This window comes from Halobacillus salinarum (assembly GCF_022919095.1).
GTDB lineage: Bacteria > Bacillota > Bacilli > Bacillales > Halobacillaceae > Halobacillus_B > Halobacillus_B salinarum.
In genome coordinates, this window is the sequence record NZ_CP095073.1 from 3,266,775 (window position 1) to 3,291,068 (window position 24,294).

At 41.1% G+C, this 24,294-nt stretch carries 22 protein-coding genes and 2 pseudogenes; 7 read left to right on the top strand and 17 right to left on the bottom strand.

The window, feature by feature from the left end:
- Positions 1 to 226 precede the first annotated feature (226 nt).
- Positions 227 to 403: pseudogene (locus MUN89_RS16940) on the top strand (transposase); the annotation flags it as partial.
- 212 nt (positions 404 to 615) lie between these two features.
- Here the strand turns inward: MUN89_RS16940 and MUN89_RS16945 are convergent.
- The 4 genes from MUN89_RS16945 to MUN89_RS16960 all read right to left on the bottom strand — a co-directional run bounded on the left by MUN89_RS16945 (position 616) and on the right by MUN89_RS16960 (position 4,757).
- Positions 616 to 2,823 (bottom strand): YhgE/Pip domain-containing protein, encoded by a 2,208-nt coding sequence (locus MUN89_RS16945; protein WP_244708941.1) that lies wholly within the window; start codon positions 2,821 to 2,823, stop codon positions 616 to 618.
- Positions 2,824 to 2,892: 69 nt separating this feature from the next.
- Positions 2,893 to 3,468 (bottom strand): TetR/AcrR family transcriptional regulator, encoded by a 576-nt coding sequence (locus MUN89_RS16950; RefSeq protein ID WP_244708942.1) that lies wholly within the window; start codon positions 3,466 to 3,468, stop codon positions 2,893 to 2,895.
- A gap of 140 nt (positions 3,469 to 3,608) precedes the next feature.
- On the bottom strand, positions 3,609 to 4,154 hold the full coding sequence (locus MUN89_RS16955) for a YhcN/YlaJ family sporulation lipoprotein (protein ID WP_244708943.1): 546 nt from the start codon (positions 4,152 to 4,154) through the stop codon (positions 3,609 to 3,611).
- 114 nt (positions 4,155 to 4,268) lie between these two features.
- Positions 4,269 to 4,757: a hypothetical protein gene (locus MUN89_RS16960; protein ID WP_244708944.1), complete on the bottom strand. Its 489-nt coding sequence runs from the start codon at positions 4,755 to 4,757 to the stop codon at positions 4,269 to 4,271.
- 174 nt (positions 4,758 to 4,931) lie between these two features.
- Here MUN89_RS16960 and MUN89_RS16965 point away from each other — a divergent pair, with 174 nt between their 5' ends.
- Positions 4,932 to 5,165 carry a YhdB family protein gene (locus MUN89_RS16965; protein WP_244708945.1) on the top strand — a complete coding sequence of 78 codons (234 nt, stop codon included), beginning with the start codon at positions 4,932 to 4,934 and terminating at the stop codon, positions 5,163 to 5,165.
- Between the two features lie 25 nt (positions 5,166 to 5,190).
- On the opposite strand, the gene MUN89_RS16970 is transcribed toward MUN89_RS16965, so the two are convergent.
- From MUN89_RS16970 to MUN89_RS16985, 5 genes and pseudogenes are all read right to left on the bottom strand, one after another.
- Positions 5,191 to 5,838 carry a response regulator gene (locus MUN89_RS16970; RefSeq protein WP_305852426.1) on the bottom strand — a complete coding sequence of 216 codons (648 nt, stop codon included), beginning with the start codon at positions 5,836 to 5,838 and terminating at the stop codon, positions 5,191 to 5,193.
- Positions 5,828 to 7,261 (bottom strand): GAF domain-containing sensor histidine kinase, encoded by a 1,434-nt coding sequence (locus tag MUN89_RS16975; protein WP_244708946.1) that lies wholly within the window; start codon positions 7,259 to 7,261, stop codon positions 5,828 to 5,830. Before MUN89_RS16975 ends, MUN89_RS16970 begins: the two co-directional genes overlap by 11 nt.
- Positions 7,262 to 7,345: 84 nt before the next feature.
- The gene (locus tag MUN89_RS22010) at positions 7,346 to 7,579 is read right to left on the bottom strand and encodes an SDR family oxidoreductase (protein ID WP_318036092.1); all 234 of its coding nucleotides are present in this window, start codon (positions 7,577 to 7,579) and stop codon (positions 7,346 to 7,348) included.
- 104 nt (positions 7,580 to 7,683) lie between these two features.
- Positions 7,684 to 8,070 (bottom strand): annotated as a pseudogene (locus tag MUN89_RS22015) (SDR family NAD(P)-dependent oxidoreductase); the annotation flags it as partial.
- Between the two features lie 12 nt (positions 8,071 to 8,082).
- Positions 8,083 to 9,645, bottom strand: coding sequence for a bifunctional GNAT family N-acetyltransferase/carbon-nitrogen hydrolase family protein (locus MUN89_RS16985; RefSeq protein WP_244708947.1), 1,563 nt, complete (start codon positions 9,643 to 9,645; stop codon positions 8,083 to 8,085).
- A 165-nt stretch (positions 9,646 to 9,810) separates the two neighbouring features.
- Between MUN89_RS16985 and MUN89_RS16990 the strand changes: the two genes are divergently transcribed.
- Entirely contained in the window at positions 9,811 to 10,425 is a 615-nt protein-coding gene (locus MUN89_RS16990) for a TetR/AcrR family transcriptional regulator (protein ID WP_244708948.1), read from the top strand.
- Between the two features lie 63 nt (positions 10,426 to 10,488).
- Here the strand turns inward: MUN89_RS16990 and MUN89_RS16995 are convergent, their stop codons facing one another.
- From MUN89_RS16995 to sigI, 3 genes are all read right to left on the bottom strand, one after another.
- Positions 10,489 to 10,890, bottom strand: coding sequence for a DUF1499 domain-containing protein (locus tag MUN89_RS16995; RefSeq protein WP_244708949.1), 402 nt, complete (start codon positions 10,888 to 10,890; stop codon positions 10,489 to 10,491).
- 79 nt (positions 10,891 to 10,969) lie between these two features.
- Positions 10,970 to 12,085: an anti-sigma factor domain-containing protein gene (locus MUN89_RS17000; protein ID WP_244708950.1), complete on the bottom strand. Its 1,116-nt coding sequence runs from the start codon at positions 12,083 to 12,085 to the stop codon at positions 10,970 to 10,972.
- Positions 12,082 to 12,819 carry an RNA polymerase sigma-I factor gene (sigI, locus tag MUN89_RS17005; protein WP_244708951.1) on the bottom strand — a complete coding sequence of 246 codons (738 nt, stop codon included), beginning with the start codon at positions 12,817 to 12,819 and terminating at the stop codon, positions 12,082 to 12,084. Before sigI ends, MUN89_RS17000 begins: the two co-directional genes overlap by 4 nt.
- Positions 12,820 to 13,224: 405 nt before the next feature.
- Between sigI and MUN89_RS17010 the strand changes: the two genes are divergently transcribed.
- Entirely contained in the window at positions 13,225 to 13,833 is a 609-nt protein-coding gene (locus tag MUN89_RS17010; protein WP_244708952.1) for a flavodoxin family protein, read from the top strand.
- A gap of 25 nt (positions 13,834 to 13,858) precedes the next feature.
- Here the strand turns inward: MUN89_RS17010 and MUN89_RS22020 are convergent, their stop codons facing one another.
- The 5 genes from MUN89_RS22020 to MUN89_RS17030 all read right to left on the bottom strand — a co-directional run bounded on the left by MUN89_RS22020 (position 13,859) and on the right by MUN89_RS17030 (position 19,944).
- Positions 13,859 to 14,125, bottom strand: coding sequence for a S1 family peptidase (locus MUN89_RS22020; protein ID WP_318036139.1), 267 nt, complete (start codon positions 14,123 to 14,125; stop codon positions 13,859 to 13,861).
- Positions 14,122 to 14,691 (bottom strand): trypsin-like peptidase domain-containing protein, encoded by a 570-nt coding sequence (locus tag MUN89_RS17015; protein WP_318036093.1) that lies wholly within the window; start codon positions 14,689 to 14,691, stop codon positions 14,122 to 14,124. Before MUN89_RS17015 ends, MUN89_RS22020 begins: the two co-directional genes overlap by 4 nt.
- Positions 14,692 to 14,724: 33 nt before the next feature.
- Positions 14,725 to 16,758: an ABC transporter ATP-binding protein gene (locus MUN89_RS17020; protein WP_244708953.1), complete on the bottom strand. Its 2,034-nt coding sequence runs from the start codon at positions 16,756 to 16,758 to the stop codon at positions 14,725 to 14,727.
- Positions 16,755 to 18,497, bottom strand: coding sequence for an ABC transporter ATP-binding protein (locus MUN89_RS17025; protein ID WP_244708954.1), 1,743 nt, complete (start codon positions 18,495 to 18,497; stop codon positions 16,755 to 16,757). Before MUN89_RS17025 ends, MUN89_RS17020 begins: the two co-directional genes overlap by 4 nt.
- A gap of 424 nt (positions 18,498 to 18,921) precedes the next feature.
- Positions 18,922 to 19,944 (bottom strand): TIGR00341 family protein, encoded by a 1,023-nt coding sequence (locus MUN89_RS17030; RefSeq protein ID WP_244708955.1) that lies wholly within the window; start codon positions 19,942 to 19,944, stop codon positions 18,922 to 18,924.
- 163 nt (positions 19,945 to 20,107) lie between these two features.
- Between MUN89_RS17030 and MUN89_RS17035 the strand changes: the two genes are divergently transcribed.
- From MUN89_RS17035 to MUN89_RS17045, 3 genes are read left to right on the top strand one after another with little or no spacing between them, the layout of a single operon-like run.
- A complete protein-coding gene (locus MUN89_RS17035; protein ID WP_244708956.1) occupies positions 20,108 to 21,589 on the top strand; it encodes a spore germination protein in 1,482 nt (493 codons plus the stop codon).
- Positions 21,586 to 22,692 (top strand): GerAB/ArcD/ProY family transporter, encoded by a 1,107-nt coding sequence (locus MUN89_RS17040; protein WP_244708957.1) that lies wholly within the window; start codon positions 21,586 to 21,588, stop codon positions 22,690 to 22,692. The genes MUN89_RS17035 and MUN89_RS17040 overlap by 4 nt, the downstream gene beginning before the upstream one ends.
- Positions 22,689 to 23,819 carry a Ger(x)C family spore germination protein gene (locus MUN89_RS17045; RefSeq protein WP_244708958.1) on the top strand — a complete coding sequence of 377 codons (1,131 nt, stop codon included), beginning with the start codon at positions 22,689 to 22,691 and terminating at the stop codon, positions 23,817 to 23,819. The genes MUN89_RS17040 and MUN89_RS17045 overlap by 4 nt, the downstream gene beginning before the upstream one ends.
- Positions 23,820 to 24,294: the final 475 nt, after the last annotated feature.

Genomic DNA, 24,294 nt, shown 5'->3' on the forward strand with positions numbered 1-24,294 from the left:
GATATCATGTGTGATTTCACAAATTAATCTATCCTTTTTTGTGAAAATTCACAAAAAGGAAGTGCGGATGCACTTTAGGCTGTCGAGAAAGTCTCGGTATCCTGATTTTTGGTTTCAATCAAGAAAAGCACGACAAGATGAAATGGTAACGATGGAAGAACTTGTGCCAGAAAACCAAAGAAGTAAAAAGGAGTGAGACCGATCCGGAGAGTGATTATTTATACCGGGAAAATGGATTTATAGAATGAGAAAAGAGAAAGTGGAGCGCAGCTTCACCGATTCAAAAGAACGGCATGGGCTGCGTTATTGGCGTTTGCGTGGAAAAGAAAATGTAAAGGAACAGGCGCTGATGACAGCTGCCTGTCAGAACATGAAGAAGACTCTCCTCCATCTAGCTAGGTGAAGGAGAGTCTTTTTCTGTCTTTAAAGCATACCAAGGAGCGAGGTCCCTTCCACTCCTGCGGAAAAACGAGTGAGCCGAGTGTGGGTTTCTAGAGGAAGCTCAGACGCTCGTCCTCGGAAAAGGAAGGGGCAATCGCTCCTTTTGGTAAGAAAAAAGCTTGTAAAAAACACGGGGTCTCTCTACAGGCTGGGAGAGAGTGGATGCACTCTCTCTTAAATAGTTTGTTCTTTTAGATAATAGTATTTCTTTCGAAAGTTCCATACAAGGTAAAGAATTGTAACAGCAACAAATCCTGCAAAGAACAGTCCTAAAGTACCTGCATCCTGCCACATGACATCAACGTTCCCTTCAGAGATTACTGATCTGAAAGCATCGATTGAATAAGTCATCGGCAAAAACGAATGAAACAGCTGAAGTGGCTGAGGTATCAATTCAAGTGGGAATGTACCCGCACTCGTCGTTAACTGTAAGATTAAGATCATAATTCCGATAAAACGCCCCGGATCACCAAGCGGAGTGACAAGCATTTGAATCAATGCCATAAACGTAAGGCTCGTAATCATACTTAGCAGATAAAAATCCAGAACATTACCCACTTCCAAATCAAGTCCGAATAGAATAACACTCGCTACAATAAGAGCCTGTACAATGCCTGCAAGCATGAGCATACCGAATTTCGAAATAAACCAGCTGAACGCGTTTTTAGGTGCTGCCACAGGTTCTCTGACTGGAAATACGATTGTAATTAGGAGCGCCCCTACAAACAATCCGAGCGATAGAAAATATGGAGTAAATCCTGTTCCGTAATTAGGCACTTCACTTAAACTGTTCTTATTTACTTCTACTGGTTTAGCCATCATATCTTCTGTTTTGTCAGAAGTCTTCACATCATTTGCTTCAGAGCTGGCCTCTGACAAGTTTGTTTTAAAATCGTTTGCTCCGGAAGAAAGCCGGTTTGTGCCTTCCGATAAATCACTAGCTCCTTTTTGTAATTGCTGTGAACCATCGGCAAGCTTATTCGTGCTTGCAAATAATTCATTTGCCCCGTCATTTAGCTGGCTCGCTCCCCCAGCTAATTTTTCTGCTCCTTGGGCTGCTTGCTGTAATTTTCCTCCAAAGGTGTCCATCCCTGTGACAAGCTCACCTTGTTTATCGGAAAACTGTGTAAAACCGTCATACAATTGCGTTTGCCCCGATGATAAATTTAAAGCCCCCTGCTTAAGCTTTTGCTCGGAGGATACCAACACCTTCATCTTCTCTGGCAGCTGCTGTGATTTTTCAAAAATAGCATGGGAGCCTTCTGCGAGCTTTCCCGTATTTTGGGACAATTGACCGGTTCCCTGCTCTAATTTAGTAAGTTCTTCAAGAACCTTCTGCTGCTCCTCTTCTGGCAGTTGACTGATGATCGGAGCAAGCTGCTGCTTCACCTTATGAGTTTCATTAGACAGAGCGGAGGAAGCACTACTGATCTGTCCAGCCTGCTGACTTAAACTAGCTAGTGAATCATTCAATCCTTTTGCAGCGTCAGGGAGACCTTGAGATTGCTTCGACAATTCTGACAACCCTTGACTTAATTGATCTGCACCTTGTTTTGATGCTTTTATGTGTGTTTGTACTTCCTCCGTTTTATTATGAAGGGCTTCCGCACCATTTACTATTTCGCCATACTTATCATTCATAGCTGTTAATCCCTGGCTTAATTGCTGGGAGCTATCCGCTATATCAGCTGTTCCTTTTTTTATGGTTTCCGTTCCATTGGCGAGCTGCAACTGTTTGCTGGAGAAGGTTTTCAATTTATCCCTCAGCGTCGCAGCGCCGTTATCCACTTCTTCGGCTCCCTGATTTAAATCTTCTGCTTTCGAACTTGCATCAGCAAGGCCTGATTTCAAATCATTAAATTGAGCAAACATCGCATCTGCGTAAGTCTCCGTCATTTCATCAGATAACTTCGCTTTCATTTGATCCAATGCAGAGTCACTGATTCTTGAGGATATATAATTTTCGCCCTCATTTACAACATATTTCAATTGTAATTTCTTAGGCTTTTCATCTAAGATGGTTGCTGCTCTCGAGGAAAAATTCTCCGGAATTTCCACGAGCATATAATAATCATTCTTTTCTATTCCCTCATACCCTTTTTCCTTAGATACAAAATGATAATCAAATTCACCATCTTCTTCTAACTGGTCAACAAATTCTTTTCCTACTTCCAGATGTTCTTCGTTATAATCGGCTCCTTTATCTGAATTTACAACAGCAACTGGAAGTTCATCCAAATTCCCGTATGGATTCCAAAACGCCCATAAAAACACACCGCTGTAAATTAAAGGAATGAGCAGCACAGCTAAAAAAGGAATAAGGCGTTTTCTATTTGTAAACATATGTTTGAATTCTTCAAACCATAATTTAATTCCATTCATTTTATTACCTCCTAATAACATATGACTATAATGTTCATTTAGTCAATTTATTGCAAGAGAAAAGGATTATCATGAAGGTGACAATCCTTTAAACAAATATTCATCAAAATATTTTGCCACTTTTTCTTTCGGCAGCGGCTCATGAAGCGCTTCCCATTCGATCGTAAAGGCCGTGTATAATTTATACATGATAAATGCCGTCATTTCAGGATCACAAGAACGGATATCGCCTTTTTTCACGGCTTTAGATACCTGATCCTGTAAATAATTAATAATTAAACCTTCTTCATGGATGAGGGCCTTCTTGACAGTACCTGTCCCAATTTCTTTCCCTTCCTGAATCAGTTTGACCATCAACTGATTCGTTCGCCTGTATTCCAATAGTTCATATAAAGCTAAGTGGACGTTTTCCTTAAAAGAGCGTTGGTCATCCATCACTGACTCAGCTTTCCATTTCATTTCTTTTAATAAGTCAGTAATGATCTCATGAAATAATTCTTCTTTATTTTTAAAAAAATTATATATGGTTCCTTTTCCTACATTCGCAGCTTTTGCTACATGATCCATCGTGGTTGCCTTGTAGCCAAAAGCTTCAAAAGAATGCCTGGCTGCCTGCAATATTTCTTCCTTACGTTGAACGCTCATTTCCATCACCTGACCATTTGGACATTTTAGTCATTTCGTCTAAAATTGATTATACATCATTTCATTGATTTTGCAAGCCAGTATACCTTATTCTTGTTAAACAAAAAAGCCAGAAACCTGAGAAGGCTTCTGGCTTTTCCTTATTTTGCATTAGGGAAGATACGTTCAACCATTTGGCCAAATTCCTGGAAAAAACCTTGAACAGGTTTTCCGTTTTTAACATCGCCTACGTAATTATTGACTAAGTCCACGAAATCAGGATTCGTTGACACATATACGTTATCGATGTCGTTATCGGCTTTTTTCACTGCTTTAGTAATTTGACTTTCCACTTTATCGGTTAATTCAGATGCTTCTCCATTTGGGTTATCCATTACTGCTGCCACATAAGCATTGTCCCGGGTTTTTAACACATACGCTCTGTCGACACCTTTAACATTTTGCTCGATGTTATTGGCAGCTTCTTTTGCAACTTGGTAATTGGTATTATGCACCATGTTCATGTCATTGTCATAACGATTCGCATTATTTCTTTGCCCATACATATCGTCGGCCGTTCGTTCAAAACGTGTGTTTTGAACTCCGTTATTATTATCATTATCCCGTGTACCTTGTCCTTGCTCGGCTTGACAAGCTACAAGCGAGGAAACCGCAACTAGACCGACGGCAAAAGCTTTTAATTTCATGATTTCATACCTCCTTCGCAGCTTATGCATAGTATGCGTTATAAAATAGCAAATATGCGATGAAGCAGGAAGGGATTACAGAAGTAAAAAAAGCCTTCTGTATCAGAAGACTTCTCATCCCTTTCCCCAAAAAGGAAGGTTCCACCAAATATGTATAAAAATCATTGAGACGGTAAGCATGCTGTTAAAAAACAGAAAAAAAGCAGGGAGCAGTTTATAATTGCCTTCCACTTTTTCATACCCTAATCTTAAATAAACAATGCTTGTGACTGTAACTAAATAAAAAACTAAAAACCATATCCATTGATATGGCGTTGAAGCATGAATTCCGGCTTCATAGCCAATCATAAATACAAGCCAGACACTTAAAAAGGCGATCACAGATATCGGCACCCACTTTTGGATGCTCTTTATGTAAATGACGGCAATAATGGCTGTTATAAAGGTTAATGCTCCAATAACTTCACTTATGATTACCATAGCGTTTTGACCCGAACCTCTGAGGAGAAGACTTAATAATAAACATACGCCAAAGGTAATAATCATTCCTAAATTCCCCAAAAGCAGCTTTCTTTCAGTCAGCAATCCCCATTCTCCTTCCATGTTCCAGAACAATCAAAGTAAATGATTCCCATATTATCATAACAAAAATTATGGGTGGAGAGGTAAAGATTTGCAATTTTTGACGAACTATCCATTCTTGTGACGAACTTTCAGGTTCAACTTTTTTAAGTACGGGCATAATAACACTATCCTTTACCAGAAGGATGTGGCCGAATGAATCAACTGGATTACGATAAGGCCCTGCATTTCATGATCTGGGGACAATGGGATGACTTACTTGTTCTCATGGTGCGCACACGCGATAACTTTTTATCGAAAAAAATCGAAGCGTTCCTGCATGCCAGCTATTACCCGGGTTATGAAAGCAGTGTTTTGGAATCTCATGATGAATTACTGCAATATATTGACCACGCTCAAGCTGCGACAGAGCAAGATGTGTTCATATAAAAAGCCTCAGGAAATTCCTGAGGCTTTATTTTTCTTCCTTTACATACTTGACACCAAATAATGCAGCCTGAGTGCGGTCATGTACTTCAAGCTTAGAGAAGATATTCGATAAATGCGTTTTAACTGTTTTTTCTGTAATGAACAAATTCCGGGCAATTTCTTTATTGCTATGCCCTTTCATAATTTGTTTCAGCACGTCTTTTTCTCTTAGTGTCAGCTCCTCCAGTCTTTTTTGTTCTTCCTTCTGGTTGGCACCAGTGACATGGGTCATCAACTGAGAAGCTGCTTTTGAGTCAATCATAGTTTCTCCTTTATGTACCCGGCGAATCACATCTGCTAAGCGGTCAGGCTCAATATCCTTCAGCTGGTAACCGTTCGCGCCTGCTTGAACCGCCGGGATGACCGTATCATAATCCGAAAAGCTTGTAAGCATAATAATCTTCACTTCCGGATAATGCGTACGCATTTTCTTTGCTGTTTCCACTCCATCCATATTAGGCATTTGAATATCGAGCAACACAACGTCCGCCTTATATTTACCTAATTTTTCTAAAATCTCTAACCCGTCTCCTGCTTCTTCTACCACTTCAATATCAGCTTGTGATTGGAAGAAAAAAACCAATCCTTTTCTAACGACTTGGTGGTCATCAGCAATCATAATCTTAATGGTCATTTTTTTTCACCTCAATTGGCAGCTCTACTACTATTACTGTACCTTTTCCAAGGTCACTGGTTATCTTAATCGTTCCATTGTAGCTGTACGCACGGTCTTCCATTCCAGACAGACCATAAGAAGGCTTTTGGGAAGCCTCCTTTTGATTGAAACCACGTCCCTGATCGGAAATGATTAACTGGACTTTATCAGAAAACTTTTTAATTTCAAGGCGGGCTTCCTGCGAGCCTGAATGCTTATAAACATTATTTAGAGCTTCCTGTCCAATTCTCAGTAAAGCTTCTTCTATAAAATAAGGAATGGTCTGTGTCCCCTCTGAGTGACCTTTTAAAGTAACTCCGATGGTTTGTGCATACCGATAAAGTTCAACAAAGACACCACCTTCCATGCTGTCTTCTTTTTCATTAGCTATCAAAGACCTCATTTCTTTAAGAGCACGCGAAGACATCTGATGAATGTATTGAATTTGCTCGTAGGCAGGGGATTCAGCTGAAATCAGTCCACCTGCGCCCTTTGAAGTTAAGACGATCGAAAACAACAGCTGGTTGACCGAGTCATGCAAATCCTGTGCAAGCTGTGAGCGTTCTTCGCGGCGGGCAAGGTCTTTTTCCTTTTTACTAAGGAGAAGCTGCTTCCAGGCAATGTTACTGTAATCCATGAGCAAATTGAATATTTCTTTTTCCTGGGATGAAAAAGAGAAATTCCTTACCATTTTCAAATAGTATTTGTCATTCAGCCACCTTCCTAAGCTGTATTGTTCCTGCTCTTCGTGTGGAGTGTATTGAACACTCACTTCGCCAAATACCACTTTCATATACTTGGCTACGTTCTCTCTCAGCGAAACGGAGTCGCGGGACTGTTGAATTTCCTTAGTAAATAAGTGGGCTTTCGTCAATAAATTACTGCGTATTTCCTCTTTTTCAAATCGCTCCATTCTTTCCAGCGCCGTTCCTAATTGCAAGGCAATGGATTCCAGCAGTTCTAATTCTTCTGAATAATTTTGCCGATTTCTTGCAGCTACGTTAAAAAGTCCATAAAGCTTATTTGGTGTCTGCAGTGGTACAGTGGCATGGTGAGTGATTCCGCATGTTTCCTTACTACCTTTACGCAATGCTTTTTCAATTCGTTTGCAGGCAATAATGCTCGTAGCTTGGGTCAGCTTTCCCTTTTTATACCTTGACACACAGTAGCAATCTTCCCCGCACATTAATTCTTTATCGTTTTTGCTTAAGGCGGGAGGAAGGCCTACATCTGCTTCCAGGTGAACTCCGTCTTCACGTTCAAGAAAGACCCATCCCGTTTCAAAGTGAGTCATGGAAATAAAAGCAGCTAATACATCTTTCATTACTTTCTTATCTGTCGATTGATTAAGAAGCTCGGCAATATTTTTTAACGTCTCTAATTGTGAAGAAGAAGGAGCCATCCTCCCCCTCCTTTCTTTTATGTATAAAGTAAAAATAGTATAACACGTCACAAGCGAGCCTGACGCTTGGCTCGCTTGTGACCTTTAAAATCTCGGGTATTCCTGGCTTAAAGAATGGAGTTGAAGTTCATCAATGACTACATGCTTGGGAGCATTCGCCATATAAACGATGGCTTCAGCAATATCTTCTACTTTCAGCCACTTCGATTGCTTCCCGTCTCCTTGCGTTCTTCCTCCAAAGGAAGTATCCACTTTTCCTGGATTAATCGTTCCGACTCTAATTCCAAAAGCTCTGACTTCCTGAGCCACCGAGCCCATAAAGCCTTGAACAGCATATTTAGTTGATGTATAGAGGGATCCCCTTCAGGAACAGCATATCTGGATAAGTCGGACGCTACCGTTATAATCGTTCCTGACTGCTGTTTTTTCATTTGGGGAAGCACGGATTTAGTTGCTAGAAAAACCCCTTGTACATTAACATCATAGGTTTTCTTCCATTCCTCAACCGTTACATCTTCCACCTTCTTGAATTTTCCTATTCCAGCGTTGTTAATGAGAACATCAATCGTACCATAGGCATTTGTTGCAGCTTGCACGACATGATCAACTTCATTTTCTTTAGCTACATCCGCTGTGAAAGCCAGCACATGAGAGCAGCCCTTCGCTATGATTTCTTCTTTCGTATCGTGCACTTCTTCTGTACTTCCCATTAAGGCAAGATTAGCTCCCTGTTCAGCCATTTGAATGGCGATTTGTTTGCCAATACCTCTGGATGCCCCCGTAATGATTACAGTTTTATCTTGCAGCATGCATCTGCCTCCTTAGGTTCGTTCAGGTTTTACTTCTGTCGTTACTTTGTAATCAAGCTGAAATAAGTCTCTTCGTCGGTCGCGGAGCTGTCGGACAGTCCCTGACTTTCTCTGCCGGCGCAGAATTTCCAAATCTACATCCCCAACGACAACTGTCTCTACGTTCGGATTACATTCACCGATAATACCATCACGCGCAAACTCAAAGTCCGATGGAGTAAATATGCCGGACTGGGCATATTGGATGTCCATATTTTCTACGTGAGTTAAGTTCCCCACTGTTCCGGCAATCACCGTATAAACCTGGTTTTCTACAGCACGGGCCTGGGCGCAGTAGCGGACACGCAGGTACCCTTGACGATCATCGGTACAGAAAGGAACAAAGATGATATTTGCCCCTTGATCCACCGCATAACGAGCCAGCTCAGGAAACTGAATATCGTAACAGATTTGGATGGCAATTTTTCCGCAATCCGTATCGAACACTTTCACTGCATCTCCTGGCTGGATGCCCCACCAAGTTCGTTCATTTGGGGTAACGTGGATTTTGTATTGTTTTTCAATCGTTCCATCTCGACGGAACAAATATGAGATATTATAAATATGCTCATCTTCTTCTACGAAGTGAGAACCGCCTACGATGTTCACATTGTACTTCACTGCTAAATGAGTAAACATTTCAATATAATCCTCTGTATATTCAGATAAACGCCGAACTGCCTTTGAAGGAACTTTTTCTTCCAGGAACGACATCAGTTGAGTAGTAAAAATTTCAGGAAAGACGGCAAAATCCGACCCATAATCTGCAGCAACGTCGACATAATATTCACACTGAGTATAAAATTCCTCAAACGAGTCGATTCTTTTCATCATATATTGAATGACCATAATTCGGACAGGGTAGCTCGTTTTAAAATGCCGTTTTGTCCTGGCTCTGTAATCAATATTATTCCATTCCATTAATGTGGCAAATTTCAATGACATCTTATCATCCGGAAGATAATTAGGGTTAATTCTCATGACTGTAAATCCGTTCATAATTTGAAAGGTCAACACAGGATCAAATATGTTCTGACTGCGCACTTCCTCTACGTATTCACGGGGTGTCATTTCATCTTCATACTTATGGTAATTCGGAATTCGTCCTCCAATGATAATGCTTTTCAAATTTAACTCGCGGGCAAGGTCTTTCCGTGCTTCATATAATCTTCTACCGATCTTCATGCCGCGGAATTCTGGATGGACCATGATTTCTATTCCATACAGGTTGTATCCATCAGGATCATGATTCGTGATATATCCTTCATCTGTAATATCGTCCCACGTATGTTTATCATCGTATTCATCAAAGTTAACAATTAAACTGGAACAGCTTCCAATGATTTTCCCATCGTATTCTACGACAAACTGTCCCTCAGGAAAATAAGTCAGGTGGCTTTCCAAGTGCTCTCTTTTCCAAGGCTCCATATTAGGAAAGCAAACTTCCTGAAGCTCAAAGATTTGTTCGATATCCTCTGCTTTTAGATTGCGGACAATCAGTTTTTTTTCGAATTGGGATAAATCAAGCTTGGACATATTGACTTTCCTCTCTTTGCAATAGTTTTGCTTTCTATTTTATCGTACTGAAAAGGAATTAAACCTGTAAAGTTTCACAGACTTTGCGGGTTCATTATATTATGAAATGTTTGAATTGATTTACTTCAAAACCCAATGTATGATGAGATGAAAGAGGTGGAACTTGTGAATGGATTCGAGAGACGGACTGAAAGAAAGAAGAACAATATTTTACAAGCTGCATATGAGCTGTTTTCGGTACACGGAGTTCAGAAGGTCAGCATTCAGGAAATTGCAAAAAAGGCCCAAGTCTCCCAAGTCACCATTTACAATTATTTTGGCGGGAAAGACGAACTGCTTTTCGCCACAGTCAAACAGTTTGCTTATCAGCAAATTGATCAGTTTCGTGCTGTCTTGGAAGATGAAAGTCGGGATTTCAGAGATAAAATAGGCTGCCTTATTTCTAATAAAAAAGAGATCTTGCACATGGACTCAGATTTTTTAAATACCATGATGTCCGACCAGCCGGAAATACAAAGCTTTGTAAATGAATTAGCTGAAACAACCACCATCCCATTATTAATTGAATTAATTGAGCAAGGAAAAAAAGAAGGGGCCGTTCATCCAGATTTGTCTGTGAAATCTATTTTATTTTACGTGGACATGTATTTCCAAACTATGCGCAGCCGTTCAGACTTGTTTCAAAAGAATAAACAGGACGGACAGCTTGCTGAAGAATTAACCCACATGTTTTTTTACGGGTTATTAGGAAATCAAAACGATCGATTAATAAAAGACTAAAACAGCTGGCAGACATATTATCTGAACAGCTGTTTTTATTTTAATATGGTAACTCAAACGGAATTATAAACCAGGTCCATCCAGAGTCCGCTGCACATAAATGGCAGCAATTTCTGTCATGCGTTTACGGTTAACACCTTGATCTGAATAGGCTTTCCTTGAGGCAGAGCGGAAATGAACCAGTTTATTCTTTTCATCGATTAGAAATTCGACATCATCTTTAAGCCGAAAGATTCTCGTTGTAAATAAGCAGTGAAGGTAATTTGAGGTTTCCATTTCAATCGATGCACGATCCATACTATGGAGGATCGATTTCAACAACTCTTTTGTTGTATAAGTATCTTTATAAAAAGGCAGCGGGTCCATTCTTTTTTCAGGATTCTGGGCTAGAGTAGACACACAGTTAGGAGAATCTGGACATGCGGCGAGCCTTCCGTCCTTAACACCATGTAACTCTTTATTCATTGTCTTCTCCTCCTCATAAGAGCTTACCTATCTATTCACCTTTTTTCCAATAAAAAAACACTTCACCACTGGAAGTGTTCTATTTATGATGGTTATTAAAGTGGTGTGGACCTTGTCGATTCGTCTTATGATTCTGTCTCTTCATCGGTGCTTTCTCATCCCTGAGAGGAGCGTGGCTTTTGGACTTCGAATGTCCATGGTTTCGTTCATTTTTATGTGTATTGGGACTTTGTTTATGTTTTTTTTGCAGGGATGAATCTTTCTCTGCTTTTGGCCCCTGGTCAGATTTAGGTGCTTTTAATTTCTCTTCCTTCTGTTTGTCAGGGTTAAAAGATTGGTTTTCTATCTGAGGCTTCTCTTCATTTTCTTTCCCAGAAACGATTTCAGGCTTCTCCACAGGTGTCGCTGGCGGATTCGTCTGATCCTCAGCTTCGTTCTTTTTTGAATCATGGTCCTTGTGATAAAAAGATTGAATAATGGCTTTATCATCGTCTTCAATTTCAACAGTTTGCGACACGCTTTTATTTGCCACAGCCTTAGTACCTTCTTCGATTGTTCTGGCCATGACTTCATTCACAGAAGCCCGTTCTTTTTGGGCTTGTTTTCTTACTTTATCCGGAACATCATACGCAGCAATCGTCATCGCATTGGATTGAGTACTTAAATAAGTCTCGATTTCGCTTTTAAAATCCTGCTTATGTTCGCTTTGAAGGTAGCTGATCCCGATCAGAACCTCTTGTTTACTGTTCATATATCCATACTTTTTACTCAACTGAATCATTTCAAGCGCTACTTCAGAAGCGCTCCTTTTTTTCCAATTCTTCAAATGCGAGACAAGGTCTTCCGCGTCGCTATTCAACGTTTGGATGTCAATCACTTTCATATGGTCGTTGACTTTAAGCTCTACACTTGGATTAATATCAATATTTACATAAGCATAAGCTTTATTGCTTCCATACCATAGATAGACAGGCAGGAAGGCTATTAATAAAACGAGCGCAATCGCTATCACTTTCATATGCCGATCACCGAGGAGAAACGTCCATTTTCTCTGCTGTTGAGGCTCTACTAATGGTAGAAAATGGACTTCCATCCCCACCTCTGCACGAATAGGCTTTGCTTTATAAAAAGCCCCATCATTGGTCATAACGATAGTAAAATACTTGCTCTGTTCCATAACAATACCTTTTCTCACACACCCACCCCCTTCAGGTAATCTTGCAGATACACGTAATCCCCATCAAGGATAAGCACCATAGCAATGATGAATTTACGATTTCTCTCCAGCGTCTTCTTACTGACCTCCACCTTTCCCATTAAGTCTTTAATCGGAAGGCGTCCTTTGTCTATCACTTGCGTTTTAAGATGCTCGTCTTGATAAACAATACGCGCAATCTGCACAGCAGAAGCCCTGGCATCTCTATGCTTAGGAGAGGCATCTGTCAGCTCTGCAAATGTAAGCTTGTACCTTAGAAGGTGGGACTTGAACTCAAGAATCTCTTCCCTGCGGAGCCACGCTTCCGTTTCCATTTGATAGCGGTCCTTCGCTGCGGCTACCTCTGAGGGATTTTCCATTTGTTCTTCATCTTCATAAGGTTCATCCAGTGATTTGACTAGAGGCTTCTTTTGCTCGTTACGAATGTGATCAATAACTTTTCGTTTGATCACCAGTCTGGCAAAGGAGAGAAATGAACTTCCTTTTTCGGCAGAATAGGCCTGGATCGCTTCATTAAAAGCCAGGAGGCCGATGCTGAATTCATCATCCTTGGTTGGATCAATGTATCTTTTGCACACTTCAGAAACACTTTTGGCAATGAAAGGTTGATACTGTTTGAGAATTTCGTTTCGCAAATCTTCGTCTCCTTGCTTCGCAGCAACGACTTGCACATCAAGAGAGGTGTTGTTCTTTTGGAACAGACGTCTGATCAACCTTTATCACCTCCAGCTACTAAATTGGTTCGTCTTTTCCAACTATTTTTTGGGTGTATTTTTAAAAGAAAATTTCATTTTTATTACAAAATTGTATCAACCCGTGTTTCTAAGCTTTTTTAAAAAGGGTGGCAAAGTTATTGGTATTGTAGAGAGCATGACTATTTTACTGTAAACAGACTTTATCTTCCACCACAGTGGATTTACATTTTGTTAAATAATCATTTCAAAAAACAGGACTTAAGACTCTCTAACCTGCCTATACTAACCAAAACGCGGCCTCATATCCGCATAACATTACTTTAGGACTAGAACAAGGTGGTTATTTATCCTCAAATAATTAATAGTTTATAAGACGGGAATAAGGGTTAAACCCAAAGTGACTACCCTAAAGGAGGTGAAGCTATGAATGCAGTTTTACTCAATTGCAGCTTAGAAAAAGGCAGCAAAGAAACTGATACAGAAAAACTTCTCCAGGCGTCTGCGATCCTCTTCCAAAAAGAAAAAATAGACATCCAGAGAATTCACCTGCGTGACTTTCATATTAACTTCGGAATTACAAGCACGGTTGATAGTAATGATGACTGGCCATTTATTTTTGAAAAAATTCTTGAAGCAGACATCGTTCTCTTTGCAACTCCGATCGCCATGGGTGATAAAAGCAGCATTGCATCCTTAATATTGGAACGGCTGCAAGGATATCACCATATGAAAAACCGACGAGGACAAGGATTATTTTACAATAAAGTAGGGGGAGTCATTGTTGCTGATGGAGGAGATGGCGGGGCGAGACTTGCTGCCCAATCGATACACTACCGTCTATCCATGTTAGGCTTCACGATGCCTCCAGAATCTAGTGCCATCTGTACGGAACCTCTCGTTAACTCCTCCGAAATCACAACCGAAGAAGTGCATGAACAAGTTGTAAAAATGACCTATAACGTCATTCATTTTTCAGAATTGCTTACATTTAACCCAATACCTGTGAATGAGCCGGAAGCAGAGACGAGCTAAATGCACAAGCCCTGAGCGCTACTGCTCAGGGCTTGTTCTGTTTCCTGTCTTTTTTCTCAAAGTAGTAATCAATGGGAACGGCAAGGCCGACTCTTCCTGCCTCTTCATCCCGCATCGTTGCAAACACTACAGCGATTACTTCCCCCTGTTTATTGATTACAGGACTTCCCGAATTACCGCAATACACGGGTGCATCGAGCATAAGCACTGGCTTTGACCAGTCCTCCAGTTTTGTATAATCAAGGATCGTACCCTCATTGGCAATTCCGGTGAATTTTAGAGGATTCCCTATAAAATAGAAATGTTCCCCTCTTTAAAAGCGGTTTTTTCGGCTAAAGCAAGATGAGGCAGCTCATCCTCCTTAACATCCAGAACCGCTAAGTCGATTTCCGGGTAATCACCAATGACTTCTGCTTGAAACAAACCTTGCTCCTTAAAAGCAACAGAAATCCGTTTTTCTCCTTCTATCACATGATGATTCGTTAAAATCTTTCCATCTGCTGTAAAGGAAAATCCTGTCCCTTTACTCTCACCTGCTTCGACAACGACAATCGATCTTTGGTACTCATCGATCTGTTTGTTTGCTGAAAGCTGGGCTGACGTCTTTAAAAAATCGATCGCAGGAATGGAGAAAGTAGCAGGCAGTACGGCCAGAAGATTGAGCACCATTACGACAGCAATTAACCAAAATGCCCACTTGGGAAAAGGGCGTTTGGACGATGCTCGTCTCTCCCGGGCTCTCGCACGCTCCCACGCTTTTTCCTTCTCCTTTTGGACAAGCTCATAAAGCTCCTCTTCGTCAATCTCTTCATATAAATCTTCATCTATGATGTCATCTTTATCTTTACGATCCTTCATTTCTTCCCTCCTCCAAATAAATGGAGTCTGGAACTACATCGCCTGAGCTTTCAAGCCTTTTTGCTGCATGCGGTACATTTGATAATAGTGTCCGCCTTCTGCAATCAGTTCATGATGTGTCCCTTGCTCAACCATTGTACCATGATTAAGGACGAAGATTTGTTCAGCTTGCTGTATCGTAGATAAGCGATGAGCAATGACCAGGGTTGTTCTCCCTTTTTTTAAGACCTCTAAAGCTTCCTGAATCAGCTGTTCAGTTTCTGTATCAATATTTGCTGTTGCTTCATCAAGGATAAGCACCGCCGGGTCAAAAGCCAGAGCACGGGCAAATGCAATAAGCTGCCTCTGCCCCATTGACAAAGAATCACCTTTTTCTTTTACAGGAGAGTCATAGCCATCCGGAAGCTTTTCTATAAATCGATCTGCTCCGACAGCTTTCAAGGAAGACACTGCCATTTCCCGGGAAATCGAAGAATCATTCATCGTAACATTTGAAAGAATCGTACCTGAAAAGATAAACGGGTCCTGCAAAACGATCCCCATATGACTGCGCACCTGCTGGCGCGACCAATCTTTTATCGGCTTTCCATCAATGGTTATTTTTCCAAGCTGAGGGTCATAAAAACGAAACAACAAATTCATGACCGAGCTTTTTCCAGAGCCCGTATGACCAACAAAAGCGGCTGTCTGTCCGGCTTTTACTTCAAAGGATAGATCTTTCAGAATGTAATTATCCTTTTCATAGGCAAACGATACATGGTCAAAAGCAATATGCCCTTTGTACCTTTCCAGCTCCCTTGTTTCTACGGATTCACCGTGTTCATCAAGAACTTCGAACACACGGCCTGCGGATACCCGGGCGACTTCCAACTGCGGGAGCTGGTTTACCAAATCGGTAATGGGCTGGAATAGTCGATTTAAATAATCAACAAAAGCATAAAGGACACCGACCGTTACCAACCCTTCCACACCTAATGAAGCGGAGCCAAAGTACCAGATAAACCCGACAAAGGCTATATTTCGGAGCACATTTACTAAGTTAAAAGAAGTAAGCGCACTTAGCCGAACTAATTTCCTCTGATAAGTAAAATGCCTTTCGTTAAGCTCCTCGAATTCATTAGAGGTTTGTTTTTCCTGACGGAAAGCTTGAATTATCGGCATTCCTTGAATCGCTTCATTAATATTGCCATTCATTTCACTGACCGTAGAACGAACCACAGTATTGTATTTTCCACCAAGGTATTTGTACAGCTTCATCCATCCATATAGAACAGGAATCAGGGCTAAGCACATTAAGGCAAGCTTTACATTCAATAAGAACAACGCTACATAGATGCCTGCCATGTAGAAAAAGCTTGTGACAAACGTAGCTAGTACGCGAACGTATAACTCCTTAATCGCTTCCGTATCATTAGTCACGCGAGCTACTACCTTGCCTGCAGGCTGGTTCACATAGTACTGCATAGGCAGCCTCTGCAAATGAGCAAAGAGGTCATCCCGCATTTTCCGAATGATTCGATTAGAAGACCTTTGTAAAATAAACGTATGGGAGAACTTAAATACTGCAGCGATTAACAAGAGGACTACATAAATACCTAACAGCCAGTAAATTGCCCGCTGTTCAGGTTTAAAAAACTGATACAACGTGCTCAGAGACAGTCTCTCAGCTTTGGCAGTCACCGTTTTATCTGGTGACTTGATCGTTAATTGGTCGCCTTGCAAGCTTCGTTGCCCCTGCATTGGGACCTCCTGATTAACAAAATAATACGCTCTCTTCACTTGAACGATAGCCGCTGGTTGGGAAGCATCATCGTTTTGGTCGAGCCTGTCTTTGCGCTTATATAAATTCCCTTTGTATTCTACCGTATATCGATCGGATTGTTCGACTTGGTACCACTGGTTTTCGATTCCCACAATATGCTGATCAATCAGCCTTTTCGCTATAAATGGACCAGTGAGTTCAAGTGCCACTGCAATAATTAAGCATACTAGTCCGATAAGGATGCTGTTCTTGAATTTCCAGGCATACATAAACAGTTTTCTTTCAGTAGAAGGCTGTTTTTTCATGATCTCACCTCACTTAACTGCTGTCTCTCGAATTGTGTCTGATACCAGCCAATCCGGTTCATTAATTCTTCATGTGTTCCTTCTTCGACAATTTTTCCATCCTCAAGCACGATAATCTTATCCGCATGGGTGACAGCGGTTAAACGATGAGCCGTAATAATTGTTGTTTTTCCTTTTCGCTGATCACGCAGTTGATCAATAATGTTCGCTTCGGTTTTACCATCAACGGCAGACATCGCATCATCAAGGATGAGTATTTCCGGTTCCATAATGAAGGCCCTGGCTATGGAAACCCGCTGCTTCTGTCCACCAGAAAGCGTAACACCGCTTTCCCCAACTTTCGTATCCAATCCTTCCGGCAGACTTTTGATATCGTCAAGAAAGTGAGCAAGTTCGAGTACTCGGAATATGTCTTCGTCACTTGCCCCCTGCTTCCCGAACTGAATATTTTCACGAACGGTTTTGGAAAACAGAATCTGATCCTGCGGTACATACCCAATCCATGAGCGTGTCGTTTCCAAATCCAGCTCTTCAAGATTTACTCCATTAATTTGAAGAGCCCCCTCAATACCTGGGTACTGCCTTAACAACTGACGTAGTAATGTTGTCTTTCCAGAGCCGGTTTTCCCCACAACTCCAAGTGTCTCTCCTCGTTTTACCGCTATATTGATATCTTCAAGTCCCTTCGATTCTACTTCGGGATATTGGAAAGAGACATTTCTAAATGATATTTCATCGGGCTGGTCAAGTCGTTTCGGCTTGGAAGGAGCAGCTACATCCGGCTTGTAATTTAAAGTCGTATTCACACGATCAAGCGAAGCATTTCCTCGCTGCATCACATTAATGAGCTCTCCAACTGCAAACATCGGCCAGATCAGCATACCTAAATAGACGTTGAATGAAACCATTTCACCAAGGGTTATCGCGTTATGAAAAACGAGAGAAGCACCGTAACCCAACCCAATCGTATAAGAAAGTCCTACAAGAATTTGAATGGTAGGTTCAAATAGAGCATCCACCTTTGCGACCTGGACATTTTTGTCGTAGACATCCTCTGTCATATCCTGAAACCGCTTTTCGTCGTTCTCCTCCTGGACAAAAGCGCGAAGCACCCTTACGCCCCTTACCGATTCAAGAACATTATTATTCATCTCTCCAAAGGCATTTTGTGCCTCCATAAATCGCGAATGAATCACTTTACCGTAACGGTTCATAACTAAAGCCATGACCGGCAGCGGGATCAGTGCTGCTAAAGTAAGTGCCCAGCTGATCGTAAACCCCATCATCATAATAATCAGGATCATGAAAATGGTAGAATCCACGAGCGTTAATATTCCAAATCCTGCGGTCATCGTCAATGCTTTTAAATCGTTGGTCGCACGGGCCATTAAATCCCCGGTGCGATTTTTACCAAAAAAAGTTGGAGTCATCTTCAAAAAGTGGTTCATTAGACGTGAACGCATCGTCTTTTCCATAATCATAGCTCCACTAAACAGCGTGTAATCCCATAAGTAGGATATCGTATAGCTGGCAACTGTGAGACCGCCATAAATCAACAGGATGTGGAGCAGTTTATCCATTGTTAATGAGTTGAATTGGATTTCATCAATAGCCATCCCCACCAGTTTAGGAGGCAGCAAGTCAATCGCACTCACAATAATTAATGCAATAATCGCAAATGTATAACGTTTCCAATATTTTTTAAAAAACCAGCCTAACTTAAATAAAACACTAAACATACTCTTCTCCGCCCTTCAGTTGTATTCCATTGCTAACCGCTTTCTTTCCAATCTTCGTTCCATTCTTGAATCACCACATTCAGTTTCATATCGTTATCCTCCTCATAAGTATTTATAGAAACAGTCCTCTTCCAATCGAGAACGGCATCCCACCAAAAGACACAAAAAAAGCATACGTCCCCAGACGTATGCTTCATAAACATATGGCAGCGGTCACGCAAAACAGTGACCAGAATGATTGAGTTAAATACAAAACTTCCTGCTCATATCCAAGTCACGATCATTATGAAATTAACTGTGTAAGTAGCTTGTTGATTCTCCATGATGATCGTGACCTCCTTTGTGTTAATGATTATTAATTATATAATTTTCAAAAAATTAATTCAACCACTCTTACGTAAAAAGTGTTAAAAAATATTCATCTTTATGCATTGACATTTTTACCAATAATAATAACAAAGGCAAGGATAAGGACAATAACCGCGACGAAAACGATGGACAGTGGTCGTGATACATTCGCTTTCTGAACCTCCACCCATCGTACAGGACGAATTCCGCTAATCGAAAAAATAATCACAGCGGATAGCAAGATCGACATAATGTTAACGGTTAATAGAAGAAATGCTCCGTATCCATGCAAAAAAGAGCCATCCCCAAGCGACATCCCCATCGCGACGGTTGGTGGAAGTAAAGCTACGGCCACCATGACGCCGACGAGATTTCCAGACAAGCGGTTTAAAAACGCCAATGCCCCAGCGGCACCAGAAGCTACACCTAGAAAGATATCAATAATCGTCACTTTCGTCCGGTCCAAATATTGATCCGTATTCATGCCAAGGTCGGAAAAATAGCCAAAAATAACAGAAATAAGTAAAACAATAATAATACCATACAAGGATGTAATGGCCGCTTTGCCTAACAGCTTATAATCACCAAGCACCGCAGAAAAAGCAACCGCAATGACCGGCCCTATCATTGGTGCAATCACCATAGCCCCTATAACTACTGCTTCACTATCCTTAAGAAAACCAACGGTCGCGACAATAGCGGATAAAATAATCATCAGCGAGTAATTCCAAGTAACTCTTCCGTTCTTTTCTACAGCATTAATCAATTCCTGCCGGCTGGCGCGCAGCAGCCTGGCGTTCTCTTTTTCTTTTTCTTTCGATTCTTCTTCATCCTTTGAACCCTCGTTGACTGTTTCTTTGGAAAAATAAGTTTGTACCGGAATAAGCATCGTTTCGAAGCCTTCTACTACGTTTGAGACCCCTTCCAGGTAATTCAGAATTTCTTCTACATCTCTTGTTTTTACTAAAATTCTAACGAGCATTCTTTCCTCTGATTCAGTAGAAAGCCAATAGGATTGATGGTCAAATTCCTTGAGCTTTTCATCGATGGCTTCAAAGTGATGATGAGGGATATAAACTTCAACCAATTGCAATTCCAATCATCTCACCCCTTTTTCTTCATTATCTCCTTTTTTATCCTTTTCATGAAATTTGGTATCCTTCCCCTCCATTTTTTATAGAAAACGAATCACCAATTAATTAAATATTGTTTCTCATTTTCCGCATACTAATGGCATCAAAACTTCAACAGAAGGTGAAGAAATGACTCAACAGCTTCCGCTTACTTTGCAAGCCTATGATGACGCTATGCAGGAACAATTCAATTACAGCCCGGATCTTGTCAAGAAAGTCTTTCATATCAAAGGCCAGGAGATCGTCATTCATTTTATCTCTTACCAGGTAAACAAAGAAACACTAGAAAGAGAATTGTTAACTCCTCTTATGCAGGCGAGAAGACCATGGTCCATAAACGACTTGCAAAACCGAATCCCCATTGCGGTAAGCCAAGTGACCGACTGTATGAATAAAGCGACTCAGGAGCTCATCCACGGGGCCGTATCCATCTACATCCCAGGAGCGAAATATACGGTTTTATTTTCTCTTCCTGAACAATCCAAGCGGCAGCTTGCCCGCGCTGAAACTGAGTCCCTCGTTTTCGGTCCTCAGATCGCGTTTACAGAATCCTTAGAAACGAACCTTAACGTACTCCGCTGGCGTATGGATACCGATGATTTAGTCGTCGAGAAATTTCTTGTAGGAGAAAGACTCAAGTCAGAAATTCGGTTGGTTTATTTAAAATCGCTTGCCAATGATGAAAATGTTAATGCATTTCGTGAAAGGATCGACAAACTTGAAGTGGACCAAATCGAAGATACAAGTGTTCTCGGACAATATATTGAGGATTCTTCAAGCACTGTCTTCCCGCAGCTCATTTTCACTGAGCTGCCCGACCGCTTCTGCAGTTCTTTGGCGAAGGGGCGTGTAGGCGTATTAGTCGACAAGAGTCCATCGGCATTGCTTGGACCAATGACGCTGTTCAGCTTTTTTGAATCTACGGAAGATGTATATATGCGCTGGAACATGGGGACATTTATCCGCCTCCTTAGGTTCTCAGCCATGTTCATATCCATAATATTAACACCTATGTATGTAGCTGCGCTCTCCTATCATTATGAAATCATACCTTCAACGTTGCTTGTTTCCCTCGGCCAGTCCAGATCGACAGTCCCTTTTCCACCCGTATTTGAAGCCATCATGCTTGAACTGCTCATAGAACTGCTGAGAGAAGCAGGGGCAAGGCTCCCGACTAAGGTAGGACAAACAATGGGTATCGTAGGAGGTATTGTACTTGGTCAGGCGGCTGTTAAAGCAGGATTTACGAGTAACATTTTGATCATTATTGTTGCTTTAAGCGCTCTTGCTTCCTTTACAGCTCCCAGTTATTTAATGGGGACAGCTGTCCGCATCATCCGCTTCCCGATGATTTTACTGGCAGGCTTTTGGGGGATGATTGGCATTTTTTTTGGTTTAAGCTTCTTAGCTATCCATCTGCTCAAACAGAAATCGCTTGGCCGCCCTTACTTATCTCCCTTGTACCCTTTTCAAGCTAAGGATTTTAATGATTCCATCTTTCGCATGCCTTTCCAAAAGAATACCCGGCGGCCGGTGAACGTCATGCCTAAAGATGTAGAAAGATACAGCGAAGCTGAAGCGAGTGAGCATAAAAATGGAGAGTCTAAATGAACACTAATTTAACCATTACGAACGACACTAAAATCCAAGCTTTTTACTTGTTTTACGTTATTCATACCGTACAAATAGGCGCAGGACTTATGGGGGTACCGAGAATCATTTTTTTGGAAGCCGGGGTAGACGCGTGGATCTCCATCATCATTGCATCTATTGGTCTGCACATTGTTGCAGCAGTGATGCTTTTCGTCCTTAAAGAATATGACAATGCGGATATTTTAGGGATTCAGGAAGATGTATTTGGAAAATGGATCGGTATGTTTTTTTCCTTGATGTATCTCGTTTATTTATTCCCTACGACACTTTCTGTTTTAAAAAATTATATCGAAGTTGTTCAAGTATTCGTTTTTCCCGAAATGCCTACTTGGCTGATGAGTCTAGCTCTTATTTTTCTCATCATTTACAGTCTTCTCGGAGGAATACGCGTAGTAGTAGGGGTCAGCTTTATCTTTTTTATAGCCACGATTTGGCTTGTATTTTCCTTATATAAGCCTATTTCGTTAATGGATTTCAGCCACTTTACTCCTATTGGACTCACTAATTATAAAGATATTCTGCTAGGCGCCTATAAAACGACCTTTACTGTTCTTGGAATGGAAGTATTATTTTTTATCTATCCGTATGTAAAGAATAAACAAAATGTGAAATTGCCTGTTCATGCAGGCGTGTTCGCCACCAATTTATTAGTCCTCCTTGTTACCGTCGTTTCGGTTGGATACTTCAGCCCCGGTCAGCTGCAGGAATCCGTCTGGGCAACCTTGTCCATGTTCAAAATCATCCATTTTTCATTTATCGAACGGTTTGATGTCATAGCCGTTTCCGTGTGGATGGTAGTCGTACTTCCTAATATGATCATCCTTTTCTGGATGATGATTCGTGTCCTGAAAAGGAGCTTCGGTGCACCAGACAAATGGATGATGTACGTAATTGGCGGCCTGTTATTTGTTACTTCGATACTCATTGAATACCGTCTGGACATTAACAAAGTTACGGATGTCTCTGCCAGAATCGGCTTTTGGGTTGTATTCGTTTATCCCTTTATTATTTATTCAGCACTTTTACTCAAAAAGCTTTTTAAAAGGAGGCGGGCAAAATGAAATTCCTCCTGATCTTTTCTACATTCCTGCTGCTTTGCGGTTGTCTTCCGAAAAATTATATTGAACAGCTGGGGATTATCACATCTGCAGGATATGACAAGCTTGAGGACAATAAAATCAGCGGAACCCTTGTTATTTATCAGTTCAATCCTTCTTCCCCTAATATATCACAAGTAATTTCAAGTGAAGGGGAGACGCTTAAAGGAGTCCGCTTAAATGCGGACAGAAAAACGAGCCATAAGCTTGTTTCCGGGCAGATTCGTTTAGATATGTATGGGAGAAAAATAGCAGAGGAAGGATTAATGAGGTATATGGATACCCTCTCAAGAGATGCAAAGATTTCCGATATGGGGTATATCGTCATAGCGGATGATAGGGCATCCAGTTTATTAAATTCTATCAATACAGAGGACTCCCCAAATATGGGCACCTATGTCCAGCGGCTTGTTGAGAAAAGCATTAAAAGAGAACTCATCCCGGATTGCTCACTCCATGAATTCAACCATATTCTCAGCGACAAAGGAATTGATCCTGTTCTGCCGTTAATGAGTAAAGAAAATAATAAAGTGGTCATTAAAGGGCTCGGCCTGTTAAAGGATGATCAGCTCGTTGGAGAGATTCCTGACCAAGACGTTTTTTACCTGATGCTGATGCAGAATGATTTAAAGAAAGGACAATTTCAGATTCAGCTTTCTAATAAGACATTTAGTAAGTATTTGAGATCCATTAGTAAAGAAAAATATAAAAATGATCCCCTGTTTTTGTCATTTAGTGAAATTAACAGTAATATTCACATTTCCACCAAAGAAGGAGAAGCGGCGCATCCTACAGTAAAAATACAATTAAAAGCACGACTGCTTGAAAGTTCAAAAGACCTTGACTTTAAACAAAAGAAAATGGTAAAAGATATTGAAAAGGAAGTAGAGAATAAAATCACAGAAAAACTAAATCAACTTACGACCAGTTTTAAAGAAGCACAGGTAGATCCGCTTGGCTTTGGAAGAGCCTACAATAGCGAAAATCGTAACGACCAGCTGAGTAAAAAAGAGCTGCGGCAAATCATTCCAGACATTAATCCAGAGTTTAAAGTCAGCTTTAAATTACTGCGGCACGGGATTACTGAATAAAAAGGTTTTTCAAGTGTAACACCACGAGCTTATGATCAGATAATATTTGCAGACTGACCGGATTCCTGAAAGAGAAATAAAGGGGCTGAGTTCAAGATTTAAAGCATTCCCTCTAAAAACGAACAATGAGGAATCAGGAAATTCCGAATCCATCGATGGTTCTGAGGGAACGCTTCGCAAATACACTTCGCTTTTTGCGGACGGCTGGCGAGCCTCCTCGTGCTGCGCACTACGGGGTCTTCCCGTTGCCTCCCTCCCGCAGAAGTCTACGTGTATTTCCTACGCTGGCCATAGTCCCCGTTTTCGCCAATGTAGATTGTGGACAAGCAGGAACAGCACCTCTTAACTCTCGCAAGCAAACTTTGCTATCCGAAGAGTCAATAGTTTGATAGGACCGGCATATCCTGTGCCAACATTGAACTGATTTGCGTCTTGTAGACCTGTAAAAAAAGAAACCTTCTATCGGATCGACCAT